Here is a 24,869-nt window from a genome sequence, read left to right as displayed (position 1 = left end):
CCCACCCCGTTTCGCACCTGCACCGGAATGGAGAACCATGCATCCCACCACACGCCGCGTACTCGCGGCCGCTGCCGGCCTCGCGCTGTTGGTCGGCGCGTCGGCCTGCGCCAACGACGAGCAGCAGGCGGCCGAGAACGTCCCGGGCGTCACCGACACCGAGGTCGTGATCGGCACCCACCAGCCACTCACCGGCCCCGCCGCGGCCGGCTACTCGAAGATCTCCGCCGCCACCAAGGCGTACTTCGAGCATGTCAACAGCAAGGGCGGCGTCAACGGCCGGAAGATCGTCTACAAGGTGATGGACGACGGCTACAACCCGGCGAACACCGACAACGTCGTCCGCAAGCTCGTCCTCGACGACAAGGTCTTCGCGCTTCTCGGCGGCCTCGGCACCCCCACCCACACCAACGTGCTGGAGTTCGTCAAGACGCAGAAGGTGCCCGACCTCTTCGTCTCCTCCGGCAGCCGCAACTGGAACCAGCCCGAGAAGTACCCGACCACCTTCGGCTGGCAGCCCGACTACACCGTCGAGGGCAAGATCCTCGCCACCTTCGTCAAGCAGCAGTTCCCCGGCCAGAAGGTGTGCCACTTCGGGCAGAACGACGACTTCGGCCGCGACTCCCTCGCCGGGGTGGAGAAGATCCTCGGGCCGGTGGTCGCCAAGCAGACCTACACCCCCACCAACCCGCAGGTCGGCCCGGCGATCGGCGCGCTGAAGGCCGCCGGCTGCCAGGTGGTGATCTCGGCGAGCATCCCGGGCTTCACCGCGCTGGCCATGGGCCAGGCCGCCGGGCAGGGGTTCCGGGCGCAGTGGGTGGTGTCCAACGTCGGCGCCGACTACACCACGCTCTCCGGCCAGCTCGGCGACAAGAAGGTGATCCTCGAGGGGATGATCGCCGACAACTACCTGCCGATGGCGAACGACCCGAGCGACCCGTGGATCAAGGAGTACACCAAGATCCACCAGCAGTACAACGCCGCCAACCCGATCGACGGCAACGCCGTCTACGGCTACTCGATGGCGTACACCTTCGTGCAGGCGCTGCTCGCGGCCGGCAAGGACCTGACCCGCGAGAAGCTGGTCGAGGCGGTGCACAAGGGCGGCTTCACCGGGCCGGGCCTGACCCCGTTCCGCTACAGCAAGGACGTCCACGCCGGCTACAGCGGCGTCCGGATGAACAAGGTGCAGAACGGCGTCCAGGCGTACTTCGGGCCGACCTACACCACCGACGACGGTGACGGGGCCGTCACCGAGCTCACCGGTGCGCCAGCCGCGCCGCCGGCGGAGGCGATCCCGACGAGCTGATCCGCGACCGCCGCCGGCCAGCGCGCCGCGGCGCTCGGTCCCGGGCCGCCACCCGACGGGTGGCGGCCCGGTCTCGTTGTTGGCGAACGCGGCCACCCGGGCCTGGTCGACCACGCGCCGGTCACGGTGGCCAACAGGTCGCACGTAGGGTGCGCATTGTCGGGCCAACTGGCCGCCGATCGGCGGAGCGGACGCCCTCCGAACCCCGGTTGCCCTATGTCGATACACTGCCGGTGCAGATTTATCGGTAGCGGCCGACGACAGGGGACCCTCACATGATCGACGTGGACGCCGACGGACCGGCACGGGTGGACGGGCGGTCGGCGCGCGCCGAGCGTACCCGCACCGCCATCGTCGACGCGCACCTCGCGTTGATCGACGAGGGGGACCTGCGGCCCACCGGGGAGCGCATCGCCGAACGCGCGGGGGTGTCGCTGCGTACCTTGTGGACCAACTTCAAGGACATGGAGACCCTGTTCGCCGCGACCGGCCGGCGGGTCAGCGAGCGGCAGGAGTCGATGGTCCGGCCGATCTCGCCGGAGCTGCCGCTCACCCGGCGGATCGGGGAGTTCAGCGTCCAGCGCGCCCGGATGCTGGAGGTGCTGGCGCCCTCGGCCCGCGCCTCCGCGCTGCGCGAGCCGTTCTCGCCGCAGCTGCGCCGCAACCGAGAGGGCAACATCGCCCGGGTACGCGGCGAGATCGAGACCGTCTTCGGCCCGGAGCTGGCGCACGCCGGGCCGGAACGCGAGCAGCTGCTCGACGCGCTGACCGTGGCGAGCACCTGGTCGACCTGGTCGATGATGCGCGACGCGATGGGCCTGGACGTCGAGGCGGCGCGGGCCACCCTGACGCGGATCCTGGGCGCGCTGCTGGTCGACGCCATCGCCGCCGGACTGCGGTGACCCGCCGCGGCGAGGTCGTCTCCTCCTGGGGTGGTCTGTCGAGATCGGGATAGCCTCTGGCAGGCGCCGCAGCCGTGTGGTGAAGGCGTTGCGGCGGCGGTTGGCCGCCGTGGTGGTTGATCGCTACTGTGCCCCGGTGGCCCGTGCGCAGCTCTCCGCCGAGTTGGTGGTTGACGGGCGGGTTCCGCAGGCGTTGGCGCTGTCGCCGGACGGCAGGTGGGTCGCCTTCGTGGTCGCCCCGGTCGGGCGGGCTGATGTTCACCCGGTCAGCGAACTCTGGGTCGCCGCCGTGGACGGGACCGGGTTGCCACGACGATTGACCTCGGGAGAGGCGTACGACTCGGCGCCGCGGTGGGCTGCGGATTCGCTGTCGATCTACTTTCTCTCCGACCGGGCCGAGCGTGGCGCGGCGCAACTGCACCGGGTGGGGCTGGTCGACGGTGTCGTGGAGGCGGTCACGTCCTGGGCCGGTGGGGTCTCCGGTCACCTCCCGCTGGCCGATCCGGACCGTGTCGTGGTGATCGCAGCCGATCAACCGTCCGCCGAGGACGAACGTCGGGACCGGGAGCGGGACGACGCTCGGGTGTGGGGTGAACGCGTGCTCCCGGACCGGCTGCGGCTGCTCGACGTACGGAGCCGGGAGGTTCGGACCCCGGACACGTTCGGCGATCGCCATGTCGTCGAGGTGGCCCAGCGGCCCGACGACGGAGTGCTGGCGGTACTGACCTGGTCGACCCCCGACGTGGACCCGGGTCTGGTGGAGCCCGGTCTGCACCTGTTCGACCCGGACAGCGGCGTGACCCGGGACCTCGGCCCGGCTGTGGCAGGCGCGTCGTCGCTCGTCTGGTGGCCCGCCGACGATGGCTGGCACCTGGCATATGTCGCGACGACCCCGCCCGCTCTCGTGGGCGGACACGCGGTACTCGATGTCGCCGTGCCGGTGCGCGGGCCGGCGGGCGAGCACCGTAACCTGACCGCCGGCACGACCGCCTGCCCGAGCAACCTGGTCCAGGTCGACGCCGGTCTGCCGCTGGTGCTGGTTGCCGACGGGCTCGACACCGCGATCCACCGGCTCGATCCAGCCGGGCCCATCCTCGTCGAGGTGTCCCGGGTCGACGGCCTCGCGACGTCGTTGACCACGAACCGGCACGGCGACATCGTCGCGGCGGTTGTCAGCACGTCCTACCAGCCCGGGAACGTCCACGCCGGCCCCGCGGGCGAGTCGCTGACGAGGCTGACCGATCTCAGGCCCGAACTTTACGACATTTCCTGGGGTGTCCAGGAACGCCTGTCATACACGGCGTCCGACGGGCTGGCCCTCGACGGCCTGCTGATCCTGCCCGCCGGCCGGTCCCGCGAGGACGGGCCCTTTCCACTGGTGACACTCGTCCACGGCGGCCCGTACCACCGGCACGCCGACCGGCTCATGCTCGGCTGGGACCCGTCCGGCCAGTGGCTGGCGACCGCCGGCTACGCCGTGTTTCTGCCGAACCCGCGCGGCGGCCAAGGGCACGGCCACGACTTCGCCGTGCGCGTCGCCGGTGCGGTCGGCCTCGATGAGTGGACCGACATCTGCGCCGGCATCGACCTGCTCATCGCCGACGGCGTCGCAGACCCGGACCGGCTGGGCATCGGCGGCTGGAGCCACGGCGGGTTCATGGCCGCCTGGGCGGTCGGGCAGACCGACCGGTTCAAGGCCGCCGTGATGGGCGCCGGCATCAGCGACTGGGGAATGCTCGCCGCAACCGGAGAACTGGGCCCGTTCGAGTCGGCCCTCGGTGGTAGCAGCGGCTGGGAGGGAACGGGTCCACACCGTCACGACCGGCTCAGCCCGATCTCGTACGCCGCCAAGGTCCGCACGCCGGTGCTGATCCTGCACGGCGAGAACGACACGAACGTCCCGGTGTCGCAGGCGGAGTTCTTCCACCGCGCGCTCCGCAGGTTCGGAGTCGAGCACGAGTACGTCGTCTATCCCCGGGAGAACCACTCGATCCGCGAACGCAACCACCAACTCGACGTGCTCCGCCGTACCCGCGCCTGGTTCGACCGGTGGCTCGGATGACCCGACGCGGCGTGGCTCGTCGGGCCCGGCCCCGTAGGTGAGGGTGGGGCCCGGGCCGGCGGGTTGATCGGTCCGCGAGTCTTGATCGCTGCCGGGTCTGCTGATTGGCTGGCCGACATGACTGAGCTCGGATCCGTCGCGTGGCCGCCTGAGCCGATCCGGACCGAGCGGCTCGTGCTCCGTGAGTCCGAGGCCCGGGACCGTGCGGCGTTCATCGAGCTGCTAGTGTCGCCAGAGGTGCACACCTACCTCTGGCGGCCCCCGGCCGCGTGACGCGCTTGAGCGCGAGATGCCCGGGGCGCCCGAGCGGTGGCCCGGGAGCTTCGTCGTTGATCTCGACGGGGCGATGATCGGCCAGATCCTGCTCAGGAGAGCAACCGGGCACCGTCGCCCGGCTGCCGTGGGAAAGGCCGATCTCGGCTACCTGTTCCTGCCGCGGGCGTGGGGATTCGGGTACGCCGCCGAGGCGTGCGCGGCGGCACTCGACTGGTTCGACGGCGTCCTTCCCGGCGAGCCGGTGGTGCTCACCACCCAGACCGCCAACGTCGGCTCGATGCGCCTCGCGGCAAAGCTGGGGTTCACCGAGGTGGAGCGGTTCCACGCCTGGGACGCCGAGCAGTGGCTCGGCCTGCGCTCCCCGGTCACGCCGTCTGCCTGAACTCGTGTTCGACAGCACTGCCAGGACGGAGCCCAGGGCTGTTGGTCGCCATCGGGGCACGCGCTGGCCGGCAGTGAGTCGATGTCGGCGAACTGGCGCAGGAACGCCTCGCCGTCCGGCCAGGCGAACTGGCACCACGCCGCGCCAAGTCCCGCGACGTGGGGCCGCACCGTCCATCGGCCGACGAGCGCGTCGAGCCGGGCGAGCACGGGATGCCTGTCCCGCCATGAGTCCCCTCCCACGCCGGTCCCGGCGGAACCGCTGTCCGCGGTACCGCCGGGACCGCCGGGTGATGCGGGTGGAACCCCGCTGTCAGCCGCGCGCCGGGATCGCCTCGCTCGACCCGGCCAGCCGCTGGTGGGCGCGGATCAGCTCGGCGTAGCGCAGCGCGCTGGCCTTGACCGTGCGCCGCTGGGAGGCGTAGTCGACGTGCACCAGACCGAAGCGCTTGTCGTAGCCGTACGCCCACTCGAAGTTGTCCAGCAGGGACCAGACGAAGTAGCCGTCCAGCGGCACGCCCCGCTCGCGCGCCGCCGCGCAGGCCGCCAGGTGCCCCTCCAGGTACGCGGTCCGCTCCGGGTCCTCGACCGTGCCCTCGGGGGTGACCCGGTCGGGCCAGGCCGCGCCGCTCTCGGTGACCATGATCCGGGCCGGCGCGTACTCCTCGCTGACCGCGACCAGCAGCTCCTCCAGCCCGGCCGGGTACGCCTCCCAGCCCATCGCGGTCTGCGCCGCGCCGGGCACCGGCACCTGCCGGGCGTACGGCGGCGGCCCGTCCGGGTCGTCGGCCACCACCTGCCGGAAGTAGTAGTTGACGCCGAGGAAGTCGGTCGGCGTGGCGATCACGGCGAGGTCGTCGCCGCGGACCGGCGGCTCGACGCCGTACGTCGCGAGCATGTCCGCCGGGTAGCCCCGGCCGTGCAACGGATCCAGCCACCACCGGTTGACGTGGCCGTCCATCCGTCGCGCCGCGGCCACGTCCGCCGGCCGGTCGCTCGCCGGTTCGCAGGGGCTGAGGTTGAGCACCGGGCCGATCGACGCCGGCCGGGCGGCGTGGGCCCGCACGGCCTGGGTGGCCAGCCCGTGTCCGAGCAGGACGTGGTGCGCGGTGCGCACCGCCCGCGCCAGGTTTCGCTCGCCGGGGGCCATCCGCCCCTCCAGGTGCCCGATCCAGGCCACGCAGAGCGGCTCGTTGACGGTGCACCAGTCGCTGACCCGATCGCCGAGGCGGGCGGCGACGACGGCCGCGTAGTCGGCGAAGGCTTCGGCGGTGGCGCGCTCCGGCCAGCCGCCCCGGTCCTGCAACGCCTGCGGCAGGTCCCAGTGGTAGAGCGTCACGACCGGCCGGATGCCGGCGGCCAGCACGGCGTCCACCAGCCGGTCGTAGAAGTCCAGGCCCGCCGGGTTCACCCGGCCGACGCCGTCGGGCCGCACCCGGGGCCAGGCCACCGAGAACCGGTACGCCCCGACCCCGAGCTGCCGCATCAGCGCGACGTCCTGCGGCCACCGGTGGTAGTGGTCGCAGGACGTCGCCCCGGTGTCGCCGTTGTCGACCGCACCCGGCACCTCGCAGAAGGTGTCCCAGATGGACGGGGTGCGGCCGTCGGTGCGCACGGCGCCCTCGATCTGGTACGCCGAGGTGCCGACGCCCCAGCGGAAGTCGGGCGGCAGCTTGGACAGGTCGGGCACGGGCGGCTTCTCCTCGCGAGGTTCTCTGGACATGGCCTTACTTGACCGCGCCGGCGGTGAGGCCGGCGACGAAGTAGCGCTGCAACGCCAGGAAGCCGGCCACGACCGGCACGCTGACCACCAGCGAGGCGGCCATCACCTGATTCCAGTAGACGTTGAACTGGGTGGAGTAGCCCTGCAGACCGACGGCCAGGGTGCGGCTGTTCTCGTCGGTCATCACCGAGGCGAAGAGCACCTCGCCCCAGGCGGTCATGAAGGCGTACACGGTGACCGCGACGATGCCCGGCACCGCCGCCGGCAGGATCACCCGGAACAGGGTGCGCAGCGGGCCGGCCCCGTCGACCTGCGCCGCCTCGTCGAGTTCGCGGGGGATCGAGTCGAAGTACCCGACCAGCATCCAGATCGAGAACGGCAGCGAGAAGGTCAGGTAGGTGATGACCAGGCCGGTGCGGCTGGCGTACAGCGCGATGCCGGTGGCGTTGCCGAGGTTGACGTAGATCAGGAACAGCGGCAGCAGGAAGAGGATGCCGGGGAACATCTGGGTGGAGAGCACGGTCACCGAGAACAGGCCCCGGCCGCGGAACCGGTAGCGGCTGACCGCGAACGCGGCGAAGATCGCCACGGAGACCGACAGCACCGCCGCCACGCTGGACACCACCAGGCTGTTGACCAGGTAGCGGCCCAGCGGGACGGTCGACCACATGTCCACGAACGCCTGCGCGGTGGGGCGCCGGGGCCACCAGGTGAACGCGTTCTGCACGTCCTGCAGCGGCTTGACCGCGCTGCTGACCATCGCGTACAGCGGCACCAGCACGAAGACCGCGAGCAGGGTCAGCACCACCCGGCGGCTCCAGCGCTCGGCGGCGGTCTCACGCATCGTTCCTCCGGCGGTTGGTGATCAGCAGGTACCCGGCGGTGACCGCGAGCAGGAACAGCAGCAGCGCCACCGACATCGCCGACCCGGAGCCGAAGTCCCAGGTCTTGAACGAGCTGCGGTAGATGTGGATGGAGATCAGGTCCGCCTGGTCCGGCGCCGAGCCGCCGAAGAGGACGTACGGGGTGTTGAAATCGTTGAACGTCCACAGGAAGAGCACCAGCAGCAGCACCAGGTTGACCGGCCGCAGCATCGGCAGGGTGACCGAGCGCAGCCGGCGCCAGAAGCCGGCCCCGTCCACGGCGGCGGCCTCGTACAGGTCGTTGGGGATGTTCTGCAGGCCGGCCATCACGCACAGGAAGGCGAACGGCCAGGTCCGCCAGATCGACACCACCAGCAGCGCCACGAAGCTGTTCCCGCCGATCAGCCAGAACGGCTTGTCGCCGAGCAGGTGCAGCTGGTCGACCAGGACGTGGTTGACCAGGCCGGTATCGCGCTGGAAGAGGAAGCTCCAGGTGATCACCGCGGTGTAGACCGGCAGCGCGTACGGGGTGAGGAACAGGGCGCGCAGCAGGCCACGCCCCCGGAACGGACGTTGCAGCAGTACGGCCGCGGTGGTGCCGAGCAGCCAGGAGAGCCCGACCGAGATGATCGTGTAGACGACGGTCACCCAGAACGAGTGCAGCAGCTCCGCCCCGGCGGCGGAGTCGACGTCGAGCACGACCCGGTAGTTGTCCAGCCCGACGAAGGGCGCGGTCGACCAGTCGCGGATGTGGAACTGGGTCAGCTCCAGCAGGCTCATCCACGCGCCGACGGCCATCGGCACCACGTGGACCGCCAGTTCCAGCACGACGGCCGGGGCGAGCAGCAGGTACGGCAGGAGCGTACGGCGGGGGCGCCGGCGGCGGGGTGCGGTGCCGGCGGCGTCGGCCGGCCGGCCGGTCGGCGCGACGGCCCGGGGGGTGGTGCGAGTCGCCATCGGCGTCCTCTCGCTCAGGTGGTCGTGGGAGGGTCGGCGATCCCTCCCACGACCACCGGTCCGGCGGGTCAGCGCAGCTGCTGCTGGGCCCGGGTGAGCTTCTGCCGGATGCCGTCCTCGGTGACCGGCTTGCCGCTCGCTGCGTCGGCGAACAGTTCCTTGATGGCGGTGCCGACCAGCGTCTCGAAGGTGCTCTCGTTGGGCACCTGCGGCAGCGGCGCCGCCGTGGTGGCCAGCACCTCCTGGAGGACCTTCTGCTCGGGCGCGGCGAACGCGGCGTCACCGGCGACGGTCTTGACCGCCGGCAGCGAGCCGTACGTCTTGTTCAGCGCCACCTGCTCGGCGTCGCTGGTCATGAACTTGACGAACTCCAGCGCGCCGTCCTTGTTCTTCGTGTGCTTGAACACGGCGATGTTGATCCCGGCGACCATGCTGTTGACCTTCTTGCCGCCAGCCGGCGGGGTGGCCGGGAAGGGCACCGGAGCGACCCCGTACGCGTCGGGGGCCATGTTCTGCGACTTCAGGTTCGAGCCGGCCGCCTGCCAGAGCAGCATGGCCGCCTTGCCGTTGGCGAAGTCGGAGACGGCCTGGTTCTGCGCGTACTCGGCGTTGCTCGGGTTGACCACCTTGTCGGCGGCCATCAGGTCGACGTAGCGCTTGACCGCGGCGACGTTCTGCGGGGTGTCGAAGGTCGGCTTGCCGGCGGCGTCGAACCACTCGCCGCCGTACTGCTGGCTGAAGGTGAAGGCGTGGTGCGCGTTCTCCGACGGGTTGGCGCCCTCGACGGCCAGACCCCACCTGCCGTTGCCGGTGAGCTTGCGGCCGTACTCGGCGACCTGCTCCCAGGTGGTCGGCGGGCTGGTGAGGCCGGCGTCGGCGAACGCCTTCTTGTTGTAGTAGAGGGCGTAGGACAGGCTGTAGAGCGGCACGGCCGCCGGCGGCTTGCCGGGCGCGCCGGCGGCGGCGAGCGCGGCGGGGACGAACCGGTCCTTGCCGCCGACCTTGCCGAGGGTCGCGTCGTCGAACTCGACCATCGCGCCGGTCGCCTGCATCGACGCCGACCAGGTGTTGCCGATGTTGACCACGTCCGGGCCCTGCCCGGAGGCGGCGGCGGCGAGCAGCCGGTTGAGCAGGTCGGACCAGGGCACGACCTCGACCGTGACCTTGATGCCGGTCTGCTTCTCGAACTTGTCCAGCTCCGGCTGGAGGATCTGCTTGTCGGCCTCCAGGCTGGGGCCCTGGTTGCTGGCCCAGTAGGTGAGGGTCTTGCCGGACCCGCTGCCTGCCTCGTCCGAGTCGCCGCAGGCGGTGAGCGAGGCGGCGGTCAGCACGGCCACGGCGATCATCCCGAGGTGTCGTCTCGACACGGTGTGCCCTTCTGGTTGCAGTGGTGGGGGACCGGTGGGCAGCTGTCGCGGGGCGGAGGTGACGGGCGGCCGACCGGGCGGTGGGGAGCGAACGGGGATCGTCGATCCCGTCGGTTACATCACGCCTTAATTAATGTCGTCATTAAAGTAGTTGTCCGAAGGGCCGTCAAGCATGGGGACGTACAGTCGCCCGGGCGGCCGAAGGGATGCGAGGTGGCGAGTGGAGCTGGTGCGAGCGACGAACCGGGGGCTCCGGCTGCGCAACCGGTCCACCCTGCTGACGAAGGTCTTCCTCGACGGCCCGCTGACCCGGCAGGACCTGGTCCGCAGCAGTGGGCTGAGCCAGCCCGCGGTGAGCAACGTCGTCGGTGACCTGATCGACGAGGGGCTGGTCGTCGAGGCGGGCGCCGCCTCCTCCGACGGGGGGCGGCCGAGCATGATGCTCCGGGTCGCGCCGGGGTTCGCCGCCGTGATCGGCGTCGACGTGGGGGAGACCCGGGTCCGCGTCGAGCTGTTCGACCTGGCGATGACGCTGCTGGCCAGCAGCGAGTACCCGCTGGACCCGGCCCGCACCGAGCCCGCCGCGGTGGCCGGCCACGTGCTGGCCGGCATCGACGCGGTGACCGCCCGGGCGGGCGTCGCGGCGGCCGACGTGCTCGGCGTCGGCATCGGCGTCTCCGGGGTGGTCGAGCAGGGCGCCCAGGCCGTGGTGCACGCCCAGGCGCTCGGGTGGGACCGGGTTCCGCTGCAACGGCTGATCGCCGACGGGACCGACCTGCCGCTGCACCTCGACAACGGGGCCAAGACCCTCGGCCAGGCGGAAATGTGGTTCGGCGCCGGCCGGGGCGCCCGGCACGCCGTGTTCGCGCTGGTCGGCTCGGGCGTCGGAGCGGCCGTGGTGACCAACGGGATCACCTACCGGGGGGCGTCCAGCAGCGCCGGCGAGTGGGGGCACACCACCCTGGTGTACGGCGGCCGGGCCTGTCGCTGCGGCGCCCGGGGCTGCCTGGAGGCGTACGTCGGGGCCGAGGCGATCATCGACCGCTACCGGGAGGCCCGCCGGGGCCGGCCGGTGCCCGGCGACGACGAGGAGTCCCAGCTCGCCGCGCTGGTCGACGCGGCGGCCACCTCGGCCACCGCCCGGCGGGTGCTCGACGAGACCGCCGGCTACCTCGGCGCCGGGGTGGCCAACCTGATCAACCTGTTCAATCCGGAGCGGGTGGTGCTCGGCGGCTGGGCCGCCGTGGCCCTCGGCGACCTGCTCCCGGCCATCCGGGCGGCCGCCGGCCGGCAGGCGCTGCGCCAGCCGTACGAGCAGGCGTCGATCCAGCTCGGCCGGCTGGGGGTGGACGCGGTGGCGTTGGGCGCGGCGACCCTGCCGATCGCCCGGCTGCTCGCCTCGGGCGGCGTACGGGACTGACCGTCATCGGGCCCGCTGGAAGGCGCGGCCGACCTCAGGTGTGGTACCCGCCGGCGCTGGACTCGTTGAGGGCCATGGTGGACGGGCGGCGGGCCGGCACCGGGGCCGTTCCGCCCAACGCCGTGGGCGCCGTGGTCGCCATGGCGACGAGGTCACGACAGCGGGGCCTGTGTCGCGAGGGCGCTCGCGGTGCGACATCGCCGGCTCGGTGAACCCTTGGAAGGGGGTCACCGCTGGTCGAGCGAGCGAGACGACGGGGGGCCGGGGCGGCCTGGGGGGCCGCCCCGGTTCATCGCGCCCGGGACGGTGCGGTGGCGCGCCCGGTCATCTCGGAACCCACTCCCGCGCCCGGTTCTGCTCCGGTCGGGGCGGTCGCCCGGTCGGCCAGCGGGCGACGTTGGCGCCCCGTCGCTCCGGCTGCGACGCCGGACGCCACATCGGGTGCACCAGCATCCCGTTCAGCAGGGGGAAGCTGTCGCGCTCCAGGTACCCGTGCCGACCGTGCAGGGCGCGGTGGCCCTCGCTGAAGGTCTCCGCGTACGTCGGCAGGCCGAGCGTGTCCATCCACCGCTGACTGCCGGCGAGGACGGCGCCGGCCCGCGCCGCGCGGTCCGGGCCGGGCGGCACCGCCAGGATCGCCAGGTGGTGGTGCGCCTGGCTGGGGCGGTGCGCGGCCAGGGCCTGTTCGAGGAGGAGGAACCGTTCGTGATCCGCGCCGCAGGCCAGCGCGAGCCGCTCCGCGTAGCGGGCGGGCGGCGGGATGGGGCGGTAGCGGTGGAACCAGACGGTGGCGGCCGCGCCGGCGCGCAGCAGGAACACGTCGCCGACCAGCAGCGCGTGTTCGGTCCAGATCCGGGCCACGTCGGCCAGCACGACCGGTCTGCGCTGCTCGTCGGGGACCAGCCAGGCACCGAGCACGGTGGTGGCGAGACTGGCGGTGACAAGGTCGACGGTCCGGCCGACGTCGCACCAGCGGGCGCGGGCGACGGGCATGGGGTAGCTCATGGTGTGACTCCTGATCAAGATCATGATCGGGGTACGGCAGGCGTGGCCGATTGGCGGTGGCCCGGTGACACCAGGCGACGGTGTGGTCGGCGACGCGGGGCCCGCGCAGGGCCGTCAGTCCGGCGGACGCCGGAGCGGTGGGAGACAGGGACGCGCGGCCGGCGGCGACGGCGGGAACGGGGTGGCGGCGGCCGTCGCGATCGGACTTGATCCGAGGCGACGGCGGCGCCACCACGACGAGGTGGACTCCCACGTCGGGTCGGCGGAGGCCGTCAGGCGGGTCTGCTCCCCGGCCGGGGACAGCGGGACGGCAGCGGAGCGGGACCGTCCGGCCGGCAGAGCCGCCGCCCGCTGGCGGGCGGCGGCCAGGCGACCGTCGATGCGTCGGCGACGGGCTGGTGGCCGCCCCCGGCCGACCCCATGCCGCCGGTGTCGGTGGCGGGCGCGCCGCGGTATGGGATGAGGTCGGGTCGAACCGGGTGGCGGAGCGGACCGGTGCCGGCTTCCGCCGGCGAGCACGCGGCCGCCCTCGCCCGTGCCGGGCCGGCCAGGGCCGTGTCGGTCCTCAGTTGGCCGGTGGGCGGCGCCGTGGCGGATGGTGTCGGCGGGAGGGTCGTGGCCGCACCGGGTGGTCGCCCGACCGTGGCCGCCGCCCCGGGCACCTGCCTGGCCGTGCCGTCCGCCCCGGGCGCCCGCTCGGCGGGCGGGGCGACCTCGGCCGGACGCAGCGCCCCCAGCACCGGCTGCAGCGGCCGAAGCACGGGCTCCAGCGGGTGGAGCACCGGCTTCAGCGGGTGGAGCACCGGCTTCAGCGGCCGGAGGACCGGGTGGAGGCCGCGCAGCAGCGGGTCGACCACGGGCGCCAGGCCGCCGACGATGGGACCGGCGATCGGGTCGACCACCGGGGGCAGGGCGCCGAGGACGGGGCCGGCCACCGGGTCGAGTACGGCGGGCAGAGCGCCCACGGCGGGGGTCGCCACCCGGTCGACGTCGTTGGCCGGCGGTGTAGCCACCCGGTCCCGCGGCGGCCGGCTCGTGCGCGCGGCCACGGTCTCCGGTGTCCCCGGGCGCGGCGGGGCGGCTCGGGTCGGTCGGTCGGCGGGCGGCGCTGTCCGGCGTTTCGGCGGCGGCGTCGCGTGGCGGGTGTCGGTTGCCGGGGACGACCCGGCCCGGGACGGCGGCGTGCCGCCCGTGTCGCCGCCATCGTCGCCGGACCCGGCCCGGCGCGGGGGATCCGGAGTGTCGGCCGCAACCGAGGGCGGGATCCCCACCGGAGAGAGGGTGGTCTGGAGCAGGTCGGTCACGCCTCCGACGACCGCGTCCACCGTGACGACGGGCGGCGCGTCGGCGGCGCGTGCGGACCGGGCGTCGCCCGCCTCGTAGCCGATCCAGGCGCAGGCGGCGGCGCCGAGCACGAGCCCGAGGCGCAGCGCGACAGGCCCCAGCCGCCCGCTCCGCACGCCCATCGCCGCACCCCCTACCTCAGCCGTCCCCAAAGGGCCGGCACCGGGGACTCTACCGAAAGCGCCGGTGCGGTGACAGAGAGCGCGCGGTGCGGGGCGCAGGTTTCGGTGCCGCTGGTCAGGCCGGCACCTCCCGGCCGCTGGGCAGGGGCGGCCGACCGGCGTCCATCCGGGAGTGGGGCGCCGACAGGGCGCCGCTGGCTCGCCTCGGCGGGCCGTGGTCGCCGCTGGCGGCCGGCCCGGCCCACGGCGCGTCGCCGGGAACCGGACCCTCGTCCACTCGGAACAGGTGTGCCGTCGCGGTGAGGTGCAGCAGGCGGGAGACGCAGCGGGGCGGTCGTCGCAGCGCCAGGTCGCCCGCCGCCTCGCGCAGCAGGCGGTCCGCCTCGAGGAGGGCACGTACCGCGTGCAGGTCGATGAAGCGGACCCCGGAGAGGTCCAGGACGACCCGGGGGGCGGAGCGGTGGGCGAGCTCCGCCACGAGGTCGACGAGCAGGTGTGCGTTGCTCATGTCCACCTCACCGCGGACCGAGACCACCGTCAGCGGTCCCTCGTGCTCCCAGTCGAGTGACATCACCGGCGCGTCCGGCGCGGGGACGTTGCCGCCCGCGCGCCGGCGTGGACCGTACGGCAGTTCCGTGGACATCGCGCCCCCTTGCGGGATGGATCGGACTTCACGGCACCGCGGTTCGGTGCCGGTCCTGGGCGCGTGTCTCGACCCGGGTCCGACGCTACCCCTGCCGGCCGATTTCCACACGTCATGGCGGGCGACCGCCGTCCGGTGCCGCCGCCGACTGGGGGGACGGGATGTCGGCGCGACGGGTAGGGTGCGAGGTGCCACGCCGCCCCGGTGCGAGGCCGCCACCGCGGCCCGGGACACGGCCGCCGCGCGCGGTCCGGGGACGGTCCGACCGAAGACCGACGCGGCGCACGCCCGCCGCACCCGTGGGGTACGCCCCGTCGTGAAGGGCCCGTTCCATGGTACAGACTCCGCTGTCCCCGCAGGACGCCCTGGCCGAGCTCGGTCGGATCCGGCTCGACGAGACCGGTGTCGACGAGGTGCTGCGCTCCGTCGCCGGGCTGGCCCGGCGCAGCATCCCCGGCGCCGCCGAGGTCTCCGTGACGCTGTTGCGGGGCACCACCGCGCAGAGTGCGGCCACCACGGGCCAACTCGCCCTCGAACTCGACGAGTTCCAGTACGAGCAGGGCCGGGGCCCGTGCCTGGACGCCTCGGTCAGCGGCGACGCGATCTCCGTGCCGGACACCGCCGACGAGGACCGGTGGCCGGCCTGGGCCGGCCGGGCCCGGGACGCCGGTGTCGGCAGCTCGCTGTCGATCGGCCTGCCCATCCAGGAGGCGGTGGTGGGCACCCTCAACGTCTACGGGCTGGCGACGCGCGCCTTCGACCGGGACGCGCAGGAGCTGGCGAAGACCTTCGCCGCGTACGCCGCCGTGGCCCTGGCCAACGCCCACCTGTACGAGAACGCCGCGACGCTGGCCGAGCAGATGCGCGCGGCGATGGAGAGCCGGGCGGTCATCGAGCAGGCCAAGGGCATCATCATGGGCGAACGGCGGTGCTCGGCCGACGAGGCGTTCGCGATCCTGGCAAAGCTGTCCCAGGACACCAATCGCACGGTGCGCGACGTCGCCGCGGCGCTCGTGGGGCGGGCCGAGGGGGCGACCGGCTGAGCGGGTGACTCAGCCCTCCGGGCGGGTCGACTGCCGGGGCGCCGCGCCACCCGCGGTGACCTGACGCACCAACGACTCGGCCACGTCACGCACCTTGCGGTTGGAGTTCTGCGACACCTTGGCCAGGATGGCGAACGCCTCGTCCGCCGAGCACCGCCGTTCGCCCATGATGATCCCCTTCGCCTGCTCGATGACCGCCCGGCTGTGCATCGCCGACTGCATCTGCTGGGCGAGGGTGGCGGTGCTGTCGTAGAGGTGGGCGTTGGCCAGGGCGACCGCGGCGTGGTCGGCGAAGGTCTGCGCGGCCTCCGCCACCTCGTCGAACGCGCCCGGCCGGGTGCCGTAGACGTTCAACGCCCCGACCACCGCCTCCTGGATGGGCAGGCCGATCGACATCGAGCTGCCCGCGCCGGCCTCGCGTGCCCGCCGCGCCCACTCCGGCCACCGGCCCTCCGTCGCCATGTCCGCCACGATCATCACCGTGCCGGTCGTCGCCGCGTCCAGGCACGGGCCCCGACCCTGCTCGTACTGCCACTCGTCGAGGCGCAGCGCCAGGTCGCCGGTGTAGGCGGCGGTGGTGGCCTCGGTGCCGTGCACCAGCGTCACCGACACCTCGGCGGCCCCCGGGATGCCGTCGCGGGCGACCTGGGCGATCCGGGTCAGGACGGCGTCCAGGCCCGTCTCGTCGTAGCGGATCGTGCCCAGCTGGATGAAGGCCTCGGTCAGGTCGAGGGGGAACTGCGGCATGGCGTCTGACGTCCTTGCGAACCGGCGCAATCGTTCCGGCGGAGCCGGGGCAGCGCATGACGGGAACGGCCCACTCCCGTCGGCCGCGGGTGCGGCTCCGCGGGGGCGGACCGGGGACCAGCGCCGCTGCTTGACGCTCGCTCGCGACGCCTGGCGGGGCGTCGGCTGCAGTGGTCCACTCTACCGTCCCCTCCGGTCGCGGCGGCCCCGGACCGTCCGTGCGTCGCCCGCCGGGCGGCCGCCCGGCGGCGCCCGCCGGCATTACCGCGGGGGCGGCGGGACCGCGTTCGGCCAGGCGATGGCCCAGCACCGGCTGCGGGCGGTCACCCCCCCGGCACCCGAGTCCCGTCCCGCCCGGTCAGGCCAGCCGGATGCTGTTCCCCTCGACCGAGACGGCCGCCTCCGGCAGCGGCTGACCGGCCGGTCCGCTGCGCACCGAGCCGTCGGCGATGTCGAAGACGCTGTTGTGGCACGCGCAGACGATGGTGCGGTCGCGGACGGCGGTGACGGTGCAGCCCTGGTGGGTGCACCTGGCCGAGAACGCCTTGATGGTGCCCTCGGCGGGCTGGGTGACCACCACCCCCTGGGCGGCGAAGATCCTCCCGCCGCCGACGGGGATGTCCGCCACCGTGGCCAGCGGCTTCGCCGCTCCGCCCGCCGCGCCGGTCGCCCGGGGGGCCGGGGCCGCGGCCTCGCCGTACGTCTGGCAGCCGGTCAGCAGGGCGGTGAGGCCCGCCGCGCCGGCACCGCCCAGCATCGCTCGCCGGGACGGGCAGCCGGGATCGCGGTCGTCGACCATGTCCTCGCCTTCCTCTCGTACCTCAGGTGCCGACGCCGACCGTGGTGAAGTACCACAGCGACGAGGTCAGCCAGATGCCCATCAGGACGGTGAAGACCAACCCGCCGATCACCGGCAGCACCCAGCCGGCCAGGCCCGGCCGGGGCAGGGCGAGCATCTTGGTGGTGAAGGCGCCGAAGAACAGGCAGCCGAGCAGCGAGTGCAGCAGGGTGCGCGGGTCGTGGTCGGCGAAGCCGAGCGCGTAGAGGCAGTGCACCGCCACCGGCACGGTCAGCAGGAATGCGATCCGGCCCGACCAGCGGTGCGCGGTGCCCGCCCAGGACGGGGAGAAGCTGCCCAGCCGGCCCCATATGGCCAGCGCGGAGAGCAACTGGAGGACCGCGAAGAACGCCGCGCCGCTGCCCAGCCACACCTTCACCGCCTGCGGGCCGGAGAAGCCGGCCAGGTTGACGGCGATGCCGGTCGGGGTGTGGAGCCGACCGTAGGCGCCCGTGGCCACCGCGACGGCCGCGCCGACCAGCAACGGTACGAGCAGCGACGCCCGGGGCGCGCCGAGCGTGGCGGGTCGGTCCGGCGCGGGCGCCGGGTCGAACCGTACGTGCACGACCGGCGTGGTGTCGTCGGCGGAGTCCGCGTCGACGCCGTGCCGGGGACCGAGCCTCACTCCGCCGTACCCGCGTCGGCGGCCACCGGCTCGGCGGCGACGGTGCGGCCGTCGACGATCGTCGTGCCGAACGCCGGGTCGCGCGGCGGGGCCGGCGCCGGGGAGCCGTCGCGGGTGAGCACGCCGATCTGGGAGCCGTCCGGCAGCATGATCCAGCCGCCGTCGACGCCGGCCCGGCGCGTCTGCGCGGTGGCCCGGTAGAGCACGGGCGCGGGCGTGGCGGCGGCCTCGGCGGTGAACCTCCACCGCTGGCCGCCGACGACCAGTTCGCCGGTGACGTCGCCGTCGCCGATCGTGGCGGCGAGGGTGGCGCCTTTCTTGCCGGTCAGCTTCAGCCGGCCGTCCGCGGCGGTGCCCCGCAGCCAGATCTCCAGCCGGCGGCCGTCGCAGACGTAGGCCACGGCGGTGCCCTTGGTGGCGGTGACGGCGATGGTGGCGCCGCTGTCGAGCCGGCCGGTCCAGTTCCCGGTGACCGGCGCGGCCGGGGCGGCCGGGGCGGTGGTGGGAGCGCCGGGGCTGCCGCGCTGCTCGGACGGCTGCGCGGGCGGTTGCCCGGTCGGGTCGACCGGTGGTGTCGAGGGCGCGTCGGGTGGCGCCGTGGCGCTGGCCGAGGGGGTGACGGCGGCCGTCGGCTGGACCGTACGCGGCGCCGCCTGGGCGCTCATCGCGAACAGCACGGCGGCCGTCCCGGCCCCGGTCAGCAGGGTCAGCAACGGGGTGATGTGCTTCATGAGCAGCTCCCTTCACCCGGTCGTACGGTGCCGGGGCGCCGGTCGTTCAATCCGCTCGCCGATCCGTGGCGGCAATTTCGCGGGCACGGCCGGCAGCAGCCGCGGCGGCGCCGGGCCCGCGGACCCGGGAGGGTGGGGTTCCGCTCAGGCCGGCCGGCGGGTGCTCTGCCGGACGATCAGCGGGGTGGCCAGCTCGATGCGGTGGCTGTCCAGCTCCTCGCCGGCGACCAGCGCGAGCAGCATCCGGGTCGCCATCCCGGCCATCTCGGTCAGCGGCTGGCGAACGGTGGTCAGCGGCGGGGCCGACCAGCGGGCGGCGTCCAGGTCGTCGAAGCCGACGATGCTCACGTCGTCGGGCACCCGCGCGCCGCGCTCGTAGAGCGCCTCGTAGGCGCCGAGGGCCATCTGGTCGGCGCAGGCGAAGACGGCGGTGGGCGGGCGGGAGAGGTCGAGCAGGGCGTTCATCTCCCGGTATCCGGACGGCGCGTTGAAGTCGCCGTGCCGGACGTAACCGGCGGGGATCTTGCGGCCCGCCGCGTTCATCGCGGCCCGGTAGCCGTCGACGCGGGCCCGGCTGCACGGCACGGTGGGCTGGCCGCCGATCACGGCGATCCGGTCGTGACCGAGGGCGAGCAGGTGCTCGGTGGCGGCGACGCCACCGGCCCAGTTCGTCGCGCCGACGGACGGGATGCCCGCGCCGGGCTGCCCGGCCGGGTCGATGATGACCACCGGGATGCCCAGCTCGTCGAGTTGGCTCTGCTGGCTGGGGGAGAGGTCCGAGAGCACCAGCAGCACCCCGTCGCAGCGGCGGGCGGAGAGCTGCTCGATCCAGCGCCGGTCGGGGCGGGTGCGGTGCCGGCCGTGCACGGCGGAGACCACGACGCCCATGCCGGCCCGGTAGGCCAGCTCCTCGACGCCGTCGAGGATCTGCATCGCCCAGGGGCTGCCGAGGTCGCGGAAGACCAGGTCGATGAGGCCGGCGCCACCGGAGGAGGTGGCCCGCCGGGCCGTGTAGCCGCGCCGGTCGAGCAGGTCCTGCACCTTCTGCCGGGTGGCGGGCGCGACGTCCGGCCGGCCGTTGAGCACCTTCGAGACGGTGGGCACGGACACGCCGGCGGCGGCCGCGATCTCCGACAGGGTCGCCCGCGTCTCCGGCATGCCACTCTCCTCGGCGATCGATGTGCCCTGCCCTCGATCGTATCCCGAAAGTTTCGAAAACTGCCCACCGACGTGTCCGATCCGTTAGATTCCGCTGCCGTTCCATCGACGGCGGCCCCTTGACCCGATCTCGCGACGCTGCCTAGTCTGCCTCGAAATCGAAACTTTCCCGAAACTTATCGAGGCATCCGGTCGGCCGCGGCCGGGTCGTGGAGAGGACGGTGATCGGCCATGCGTCGGCGCGATTTCCTGGGTGGTACGGCCGCAGCCCTGCTCAGCACCGGCGTGCTGGGCTCGCTCGCCGCGTGCGGCAACTCCGGACCGGGCGGGGGTGAGCAGCTTCAGCTCTGGGCTCTGCAGGACGCCGAATACCAGAAGGTGGTCAAGCCCGCCATCGACGCCTACAACTCCGGCGCCGAGAACAAGATCCAGCTCACCACGTACGTCAACGACGCCTACAAGCAGAAGCTCCAGGTGGCGATGGGGTCGCCACAGGCGCCGGACGTCTTCTTCAACTGGGGCGGCGGCAACCTCGCCCAGTTCGTCAAGGCCGGCCAGGTGGCCGACCTGACCGACCGGACGGCCGACCTGTCCGCCGCGTTCCTGCCGAGCGTGCTGTCGGTGGGGCAGGTCGACGGCCGGCAGTACGCCCTGCCGATGAACGGGATCCAGCCGGTGATCCTCTACTACCACCAGGGCGTCTTCGCCGCCGCCGGGCTCCAGCCGCCGAAGACGTACGAGCAGCTGCTGGCCGTGGTCGACGCGCTGAAGGCCAAGGGGGTCACCCCGATCGCGCTGCCCGGCTCGCAGGGCTGGACCGAACTGATGTACCTGGAGTACCTGCTGGACCGGGTGGGCGGGCCCGACAAGTTCGCCGCGATCGCCGCCGGCGCGGCCGGCGCCTGGTCGGACCCGGCGGTGGTGCGGGCCGCCACGATGTGCCAGGAGCTGGCGAAGCGGGGCGCGTTCGGCGCGAACTTCGCCTCGATCAACTACGACAACTCCGGCGCCTCCAAGCTCTTCGCCACCGGCAAGGCGGCCATGTTCCTCATGGGCAGCTGGGAGTACTCCACCCAGCTGACCAACAACCCGGCCTTCGTCAGGGACGGCAAGCTGGGCTGGCTGCCCTTCCCGACGGTCGCCGACGGCGCCGGCGACCCGACGGCGCCGGCGACCCGAGCAACTACTACTCGGTGTCGGCCAGCTCCACGCACCCCGACACGGCCGTCGACTTCCTGAAGCGGACCCTGACCTCCGAGCCGTACGTCCAGGGGCTGATCGCCGCCGGGCAGGTGCCGGCGGTCAAGGGAGTGGAGACCAAGCTGGCCGGCACCCCGGGCGCCGAGTTCACCACCTTCACCTACCAGCTGGTGTCCGGCGCGTCGTCGTTCACCCAGTCCTGGGACCAGGCGTTGCCGCCCTCGGTCGGCAGCGAGCTGCTGACCAACCTGCAGAAGCTCTTCCTCTCCCAGCTCACCCCCGCCGAGTTCGTCGCCGCGATGGGCAAGGCGCGGTGACCGCGGCCGTGCCGGCCCTCGGCCGGGCCCCGGCGGACCGGCGCCGGCACGGCCGGCCGGGGGCGCTCTGGGCGGTCCCCGCCGGGCTGTTCTTCACCGCCTTCGGGCTGGCGCCGATCCTGGTCGTGGCCTACCTCAGCCTGACCCGCTGGAACGGGCTCGGCGATCCGGTGTGGACCGGGCTGGACAACTGGCGGGCGCTGCGCGACGACGCCGACCTGACCCACGGCATCTGGACCACGCTGCTGCTGACTGTGCTGTGCTGGGTGGTGCAGACCCCGCTGGCGCTGCTGCTGGGCGTCTGGGCGGCGGCGCCGCAGCGCAACCGGGCGATCCTCTCGGCGGCCTTCTTCCTGCCCCTGCTGCTCTCCACCGCCGCGATCGCGCTGGCCTGGCTGTCCCTGCTGGACCCCAACTTCGGCGCCGCGGCGACGCTGGGGCCCTGGCTGGGCGCGCCCGACGGCAACCTGATCGGCAACCCGGACCGCGCGCTGTACGTGGTCGCCCTCGTCATCGCCTGGCAGTTCGTCCCGTTCCACACGCTGATCTACCAGGCCGCCGTCCGGCAGATCCCCGCGAGCCTCTACGAGGCCGCGGCCATCGACGGCGCCGACCGGGTACGCCAGTTCCGGTCGATCACCCTGCCGCTGCTGCGGCACACGATCGTCGCCTCCTCGGTGCTGATGATCGTCGGGTCGCTCACCTACTTCGAGACGATCCTGCTGCTCACCGGTGGCGGGCCGGGCACCGAGACCCGGGTGCTGCCGCTGCACATGTACATCAAGGGCTTCGTCGGCTTCGACATGGGCTACGCCAGCACGCTGTCGGTGCTGTTGGTGGCCGTCGGCACCGTGCTGTCGGTGCTGATCGTCCGGGCCACCGGCTACCACCGGATGACCAGCGACCGGGAGGGCCTGTGAGCCAACCGCAGTCCGTGCGGCCGGCGCCGCCGCGCGGCACGCCCGCGCCGGCCACGACGCGGGTACGCGCCGACGAGCCGCCCGCCGCGGGCCGGGCGCGGGCCCGCGGGCCGGTGAACCTGCCGGCCGGGGTCGGGGTGACACTCTGGCTGCTCGTGGTGGTGCTGCCGCTCTACTACATCCTGGTCACCAGCCTGCGCACCCCCGACGGCTACCTCAACGACGGCGCGCTGGCCCTGCCCGGGACGCTGACCCTCGACAACTACGGCCGGTTGCTCGGGCAGGGCTTTGCCCGGCTGCTGCTCAACAGCGCGGTGGTGACCGCCGCGACGATCATGCTGGTGCTCGCGCTCGCGCTGCCCGCGGCGTACGCGATCGTGCGCGGCACGAGTCGGGCCGTGCGGGTCGGGTTCGCGCTCTTCCTGCTCGGCCTGGCCATCCCCGCCCAGGCCGTGGTCGTCCCGATCTACCTGATCATCACCCGGCTCCAGCTCTACGACTCGCTGCTGGCGATCATCCTGCCCACCGTGGCGTTCTCCCTGCCCATGTCGGTCGTCGTGCTCACCAGCACGCTGCGCGACATCCCCGACGAGCTGTACGAGGCGATGACGGTCGACGGGGCGGGCCCGGCGCGCACCTTCACCCGGCTCGTCGTGCCGCTGGCCCGGCCCGGCCTGGTCAGCATCGGCATCTTCAGCGGGCTGGGCGCCTGGAACGGCTTCCTCTTCCCCCTCGTGCTCACCCAGAGCCCCGAGCAGCGGGTGCTGCCGCTCGGGCTGTGGAACTTCCAGAACCAGTTCGGCACCGACGTGCCCGGCCTGATGGCGCTGGTGGTGTTCTCCGCCCTGCCGGTGCTCACCCTCTACCTGTTCGGCCGGCGTCACCTGCTCGGCGGCCTCACCGCCGGCTTCGGCAAGTGACCCGCCCCCCACGAGGAGACCTCCCCATGACCAGCGGGGTAACCACGCCCACCACCACCCGCATGATCCACAACCCGGTGCTGCCGGGCTTCCACCCCGACCCGTCGATCCTGCGGGTGGGGGCGGACTACTACCTGGCCACCTCGACGTTCGAGTGGTACCCGGGGGTGCGGCTGCACCACTCCCGGGACCTGGTCCACTGGCGACCACTCGGCGGCATCCTCACCGAGCGCCGCCTGCTCGACCTCACCGGCGTCGGCAACTCGTGCGGCGTCTGGGCGCCCTGCCTGTCGTACGCGCACGGGCGGTTCCACCTCGTCTACACCGACGTGGCCAGCTTCGCCAGCGGCTACTGGGACCCGCAGAACTACGTGGTCACCGCGCCGGACATCACCGGGCCCTGGTCGGACCCGGTGCCCGTGCACGCGCACGGCTTCGACCCGTCGCTCTTCCACGACGACGACGGCAGCACCTGGCTGCTGGCCATGCGCGCGGACTGGCGTCCCGGGCGGGACTCGTTCGGCGGCATCGAGATCCAGCGGTACGACCCGGTGGCCGGGCGGCTCGTCGGCCCGCCCCGGCTGATCTTCGAGGGCACCACCGCCGGGGTCACCGAGGGGCCGCACCTCTACCGCCGCGACGGCTGGTACTACCTGCTCACCGCCGAGGGCGGCACCAGCTGGGAGCACCAGGCGACGGTGGCCCGCTCCCGGTCGCTGTTCGGCCCGTACCGGCCGGATCCGGCGGGTCCGCTGATCAGCTCGTACGGCCGGCCCGAGCTGCGGTTGCAGAAGGCCGGCCACGGCAGCCTGGTCGAGACCGGCGACGGCCGGTGGTACCTGGCCCACCTGACCGGCCGCCCCTACACCCCGCTGGGCAACTGCGTGCTGGGCCGGGAGACCGCCCTGCAACCGGTCGAGTGGACCGCCGACGGGTGGCCCCGGGTGCGCGGGGGCGTACCGGCCGACGTGGTCGCCGCCCCCGACCTGCCGCCCGCGCCGTGGCCGGCGGAGCCGGCGACCGACCACTTCGACGCCCCCACCCTCGGGCCGGCCTGGTCGACCCTGCGCCGTCCGGCCACCCCGGACTGGGTCGACCTCGCCGCCCGCCCGTCCCACCTGCGGATCGTCGGCGGCCAGTCACCGGTCGGGCGGCACCGGCCCAGCCTGGTCGCCCGCCGGGTCACCGACCCGCGTTGCGCCCTGTCCACCGTGCTGGAGTTCCGGCCGGAGACCTTCCGCCAGCTGGCCGGAATCACCGGCTACTACAACAGCCGCAACTGGCACTACGCCTACGTCAGCCTCGACGATGCGGGGGAGCCGGTGCTGGAGGTGCTCAGCTGCGACTCCGGCCGGCGCACGGCGTACCCCGAGGCGACCGTGCGGCTGGGGCGGCGCGCGCGGATCGGGCTGCGAATGGTCTTCGACGGGCCGGCCCTGCGGTTCTCCTACGACCTCGGCGACGGGTGGCGGCCCCTGTCACCCGTGCTCGACGCCACCATCCTCTCCGACGAGCACGCCGCCCGCGCGGTGGACGGCGAGCCGACGGGCTGGGGCTTCACCGGGGCGTTCGCCGGCCTCTGGGTGCAGGACATCGGCGCCGACGGCGGGTACGCCGACTTCGACTCGGCGACCTGGCACACCGGCGCGGCCGTCGACTGACCGGCGGACGCCGCCACCGGGACACCCGGTCGGCGCGCCGGCCGGGGCGGGCACTGTGCGCCGACGCCGGGCACCTGCGCGGGCGTGCCGGGCCACTCAACGGGCGTGGCCCGGGCTGCGGCGTGCCCCGGGGCTCAGCCGGCGTGCCCGGCCGCTCAACCGGCGTGGCCCGGGACTGCGGCGTGCCCCCGGGTGTCAGCCGGCGTGCCTGGGGCTCCGCCGGCCCGGCCGGCGGCGGGCTCGCCCGCGGCCCGGTGGTGCCTCTGCCGACGGGCACGGTGGCGGTGACGGTGGCCTGGTCGACGTCGCTGGACCGGGCGGTGAACCGCAGCGTC

Annotated in this window: 25 protein-coding genes; 13 read left to right on the top strand and 12 right to left on the bottom strand. The window is 73.5% G+C overall.

From position 1 onward, the window contains the following. Nucleotides 1-37: 37 nt before the first annotated feature. The 5 genes from KBX37_RS17085 (at nt 38) to KBX37_RS17065 (ending at nt 4,931) form a co-directional block, all read left to right on the top strand. Entirely contained in the window at nt 38-1,309 is a 1,272-nt protein-coding gene (locus KBX37_RS17085; RefSeq protein ID WP_210776937.1) for an ABC transporter substrate-binding protein, read from the top strand. Between the two features lie 275 nt (nt 1,310-1,584). Beyond that, the gene (locus KBX37_RS17080; RefSeq protein WP_210776936.1) at nt 1,585-2,211 is read left to right on the top strand and encodes a TetR/AcrR family transcriptional regulator; all 627 of its coding nucleotides are present in this window, start codon (nt 1,585-1,587) and stop codon (nt 2,209-2,211) included. A 136-nt stretch (nt 2,212-2,347) separates the two neighbouring features. Next, on the top strand, nt 2,348-4,273 hold the full coding sequence (locus KBX37_RS17075) for a S9 family peptidase (protein WP_210776935.1): 1,926 nt from the start codon (nt 2,348-2,350) through the stop codon (nt 4,271-4,273). 117 nt (nt 4,274-4,390) lie between these two features. Further along, on the top strand, nt 4,391-4,546 hold the full coding sequence (locus KBX37_RS17070; RefSeq protein ID WP_210776934.1) for a hypothetical protein: 156 nt from the start codon (nt 4,391-4,393) through the stop codon (nt 4,544-4,546). Between the two features lie 16 nt (nt 4,547-4,562). Continuing rightward, nucleotides 4,563-4,931, top strand: a complete 369-nt coding sequence (locus KBX37_RS17065) for a GNAT family N-acetyltransferase (protein ID WP_210776933.1) — start codon at nt 4,563-4,565, stop codon at nt 4,929-4,931. 312 nt (nt 4,932-5,243) lie between these two features. On the opposite strand, the gene KBX37_RS17060 is transcribed toward KBX37_RS17065, so the two are convergent. The 4 genes from KBX37_RS17060 to KBX37_RS17045 form a co-directional block, all read right to left on the bottom strand. Next, nucleotides 5,244-6,653: a GH1 family beta-glucosidase gene (locus KBX37_RS17060; protein ID WP_374103772.1), complete on the bottom strand. Its 1,410-nt coding sequence runs from the start codon at nt 6,651-6,653 to the stop codon at nt 5,244-5,246. Nucleotides 6,654-6,657: 4 nt separating this feature from the next. Continuing rightward, nucleotides 6,658-7,497, bottom strand: a complete 840-nt coding sequence (locus KBX37_RS17055; protein ID WP_210776932.1) for a carbohydrate ABC transporter permease — start codon at nt 7,495-7,497, stop codon at nt 6,658-6,660. After that, nucleotides 7,490-8,473 carry a carbohydrate ABC transporter permease gene (locus KBX37_RS17050; RefSeq protein WP_210776931.1) on the bottom strand — a complete coding sequence of 328 codons (984 nt, stop codon included), beginning with the start codon at nt 8,471-8,473 and terminating at the stop codon, nt 7,490-7,492. The genes KBX37_RS17055 and KBX37_RS17050 overlap by 8 nt, the downstream gene beginning before the upstream one ends. A 68-nt stretch (nt 8,474-8,541) precedes the next feature. Further along, complete coding sequence (locus KBX37_RS17045) at nt 8,542-9,840, bottom strand: sugar ABC transporter substrate-binding protein (protein ID WP_210776930.1); 1,299 nt, start codon at nt 9,838-9,840, stop codon at nt 8,542-8,544. A gap of 220 nt (nt 9,841-10,060) precedes the next feature. Here KBX37_RS17045 and KBX37_RS17040 point away from each other — a divergent pair, with 220 nt between their 5' ends. Next, complete coding sequence (locus tag KBX37_RS17040; protein WP_088962252.1) at nt 10,061-11,260, top strand: ROK family transcriptional regulator; 1,200 nt, start codon at nt 10,061-10,063, stop codon at nt 11,258-11,260. A 324-nt stretch (nt 11,261-11,584) separates the two neighbouring features. Here the strand turns inward: KBX37_RS17040 and KBX37_RS17035 are convergent, their stop codons facing one another. From KBX37_RS17035 to KBX37_RS17025, 3 genes are all read right to left on the bottom strand, one after another. Further along, a complete protein-coding gene (locus KBX37_RS17035) occupies nt 11,585-12,265 on the bottom strand; it encodes a hypothetical protein (RefSeq protein ID WP_210776929.1) in 681 nt (226 codons plus the stop codon). 272 nt (nt 12,266-12,537) lie between these two features. Further along, complete coding sequence (locus KBX37_RS17030) at nt 12,538-13,731, bottom strand: hypothetical protein (protein ID WP_210776928.1); 1,194 nt, start codon at nt 13,729-13,731, stop codon at nt 12,538-12,540. A 115-nt stretch (nt 13,732-13,846) separates the two neighbouring features. Next, the gene (locus KBX37_RS17025) at nt 13,847-14,374 is read right to left on the bottom strand and encodes an STAS domain-containing protein (RefSeq protein ID WP_210776927.1); all 528 of its coding nucleotides are present in this window, start codon (nt 14,372-14,374) and stop codon (nt 13,847-13,849) included. Nucleotides 14,375-14,706: 332 nt separating this feature from the next. Between KBX37_RS17025 and KBX37_RS17020 the strand changes: the two genes are divergently transcribed. Then, entirely contained in the window at nt 14,707-15,417 is a 711-nt protein-coding gene (locus KBX37_RS17020; RefSeq protein ID WP_210776926.1) for a GAF and ANTAR domain-containing protein, read from the top strand. Between the two features lie 9 nt (nt 15,418-15,426). On the opposite strand, the gene KBX37_RS17015 is transcribed toward KBX37_RS17020, so the two are convergent. From KBX37_RS17015 to KBX37_RS16995, 5 genes are all read right to left on the bottom strand, one after another. Further along, nucleotides 15,427-16,164 carry a GAF and ANTAR domain-containing protein gene (locus tag KBX37_RS17015; protein WP_210776925.1) on the bottom strand — a complete coding sequence of 246 codons (738 nt, stop codon included), beginning with the start codon at nt 16,162-16,164 and terminating at the stop codon, nt 15,427-15,429. 358 nt (nt 16,165-16,522) lie between these two features. Beyond that, nucleotides 16,523-16,963, bottom strand: a complete 441-nt coding sequence (locus KBX37_RS17010; RefSeq protein WP_210776924.1) for a Rieske (2Fe-2S) protein — start codon at nt 16,961-16,963, stop codon at nt 16,523-16,525. A gap of 22 nt (nt 16,964-16,985) precedes the next feature. Then, nucleotides 16,986-17,498 carry a DUF6529 family protein gene (locus tag KBX37_RS17005; RefSeq protein ID WP_210776956.1) on the bottom strand — a complete coding sequence of 171 codons (513 nt, stop codon included), beginning with the start codon at nt 17,496-17,498 and terminating at the stop codon, nt 16,986-16,988. 125 nt (nt 17,499-17,623) lie between these two features. After that, nucleotides 17,624-18,358: a hypothetical protein gene (locus KBX37_RS17000; RefSeq protein ID WP_210776923.1), complete on the bottom strand. Its 735-nt coding sequence runs from the start codon at nt 18,356-18,358 to the stop codon at nt 17,624-17,626. A 144-nt stretch (nt 18,359-18,502) separates the two neighbouring features. Further along, on the bottom strand, nt 18,503-19,516 hold the full coding sequence (locus tag KBX37_RS16995) for a LacI family DNA-binding transcriptional regulator (RefSeq protein ID WP_210776922.1): 1,014 nt from the start codon (nt 19,514-19,516) through the stop codon (nt 18,503-18,505). Between the two features lie 231 nt (nt 19,517-19,747). Between KBX37_RS16995 and KBX37_RS16990 the strand changes: the two genes are divergently transcribed. From KBX37_RS16990 to KBX37_RS16965, 6 genes are all read left to right on the top strand, one after another. Further along, nucleotides 19,748-20,755, top strand: coding sequence for an ABC transporter substrate-binding protein (locus tag KBX37_RS16990; protein WP_210776921.1), 1,008 nt, complete (start codon nt 19,748-19,750; stop codon nt 20,753-20,755). Beyond that, on the top strand, nt 20,710-21,033 hold the full coding sequence (locus tag KBX37_RS16985; protein ID WP_210776920.1) for a hypothetical protein: 324 nt from the start codon (nt 20,710-20,712) through the stop codon (nt 21,031-21,033). The genes KBX37_RS16990 and KBX37_RS16985 overlap by 46 nt, the downstream gene beginning before the upstream one ends. Further along, entirely contained in the window at nt 21,030-21,953 is a 924-nt protein-coding gene (locus tag KBX37_RS16980) for a sugar ABC transporter permease (RefSeq protein WP_307849097.1), read from the top strand. The genes KBX37_RS16985 and KBX37_RS16980 overlap by 4 nt, the downstream gene beginning before the upstream one ends. Continuing rightward, nucleotides 21,950-22,873, top strand: coding sequence for a carbohydrate ABC transporter permease (locus KBX37_RS16975; RefSeq protein WP_307849096.1), 924 nt, complete (start codon nt 21,950-21,952; stop codon nt 22,871-22,873). Before KBX37_RS16980 ends, KBX37_RS16975 begins: the two co-directional genes overlap by 4 nt. 26 nt (nt 22,874-22,899) lie before the next feature. Continuing rightward, nucleotides 22,900-24,534: a glycoside hydrolase family 43 protein gene (locus KBX37_RS16970; RefSeq protein WP_210776919.1), complete on the top strand. Its 1,635-nt coding sequence runs from the start codon at nt 22,900-22,902 to the stop codon at nt 24,532-24,534. A gap of 143 nt (nt 24,535-24,677) precedes the next feature. Beyond that, on the top strand, nt 24,678-24,869 hold a 192-nt coding region (locus KBX37_RS16965), incomplete at its 3' end, for a hypothetical protein (RefSeq protein ID WP_210776918.1).

The sequence above is a fragment of the Micromonospora sp. U56 genome, assembly GCF_018070095.1.
In the GTDB taxonomy this organism is placed as follows: Bacteria; Actinomycetota; Actinomycetes; order Mycobacteriales; family Micromonosporaceae; genus Micromonospora; species Micromonospora purpureochromogenes.
This window is presented reverse-complemented; position numbering and strand designations above follow the sequence as displayed.

Coding starts and splice junctions, on each gene's coding strand:
- KBX37_RS17085 (WP_210776937.1), top strand. CDS start 38: ATGCATCCCACCACACGCCGCGTACTCGCGGCCGCTGCCGGCCTCGCG.
- KBX37_RS17080 (WP_210776936.1), top strand. CDS start 1,585: ATGATCGACGTGGACGCCGACGGACCGGCACGGGTGGACGGGCGGTCG.
- KBX37_RS17070 (WP_210776934.1), top strand. CDS start 4,391: ATGACTGAGCTCGGATCCGTCGCGTGGCCGCCTGAGCCGATCCGGACC.
- KBX37_RS17065 (WP_210776933.1), top strand. CDS start 4,563: ATGCCCGGGGCGCCCGAGCGGTGGCCCGGGAGCTTCGTCGTTGATCTC.
- KBX37_RS17060 (WP_374103772.1), bottom strand. CDS start 6,653: ATGTCCAGAGAACCTCGCGAGGAGAAGCCGCCCGTGCCCGACCTGTCC.
- KBX37_RS17055 (WP_210776932.1), bottom strand. CDS start 7,497: ATGCGTGAGACCGCCGCCGAGCGCTGGAGCCGCCGGGTGGTGCTGACC.
- KBX37_RS17050 (WP_210776931.1), bottom strand. CDS start 8,473: ATGGCGACTCGCACCACCCCCCGGGCCGTCGCGCCGACCGGCCGGCCG.
- KBX37_RS17035 (WP_210776929.1), bottom strand. CDS start 12,265: ATGAGCTACCCCATGCCCGTCGCCCGCGCCCGCTGGTGCGACGTCGGC.
- KBX37_RS17030 (WP_210776928.1), bottom strand. CDS start 13,731: ATGGGCGTGCGGAGCGGGCGGCTGGGGCCTGTCGCGCTGCGCCTCGGG.
- KBX37_RS17025 (WP_210776927.1), bottom strand. CDS start 14,374: ATGTCCACGGAACTGCCGTACGGTCCACGCCGGCGCGCGGGCGGCAAC.
- KBX37_RS17020 (WP_210776926.1), top strand. CDS start 14,707: ATGGTACAGACTCCGCTGTCCCCGCAGGACGCCCTGGCCGAGCTCGGT.
- KBX37_RS17015 (WP_210776925.1), bottom strand. CDS start 16,164: ATGCCGCAGTTCCCCCTCGACCTGACCGAGGCCTTCATCCAGCTGGGC.
- KBX37_RS17010 (WP_210776924.1), bottom strand. CDS start 16,963: ATGGTCGACGACCGCGATCCCGGCTGCCCGTCCCGGCGAGCGATGCTG.
- KBX37_RS17000 (WP_210776923.1), bottom strand. CDS start 18,358: ATGAAGCACATCACCCCGTTGCTGACCCTGCTGACCGGGGCCGGGACG.
- KBX37_RS16995 (WP_210776922.1), bottom strand. CDS start 19,516: ATGCCGGAGACGCGGGCGACCCTGTCGGAGATCGCGGCCGCCGCCGGC.
- KBX37_RS16990 (WP_210776921.1), top strand. CDS start 19,748: ATGCGTCGGCGCGATTTCCTGGGTGGTACGGCCGCAGCCCTGCTCAGC.
- KBX37_RS16970 (WP_210776919.1), top strand. CDS start 22,900: ATGACCAGCGGGGTAACCACGCCCACCACCACCCGCATGATCCACAAC.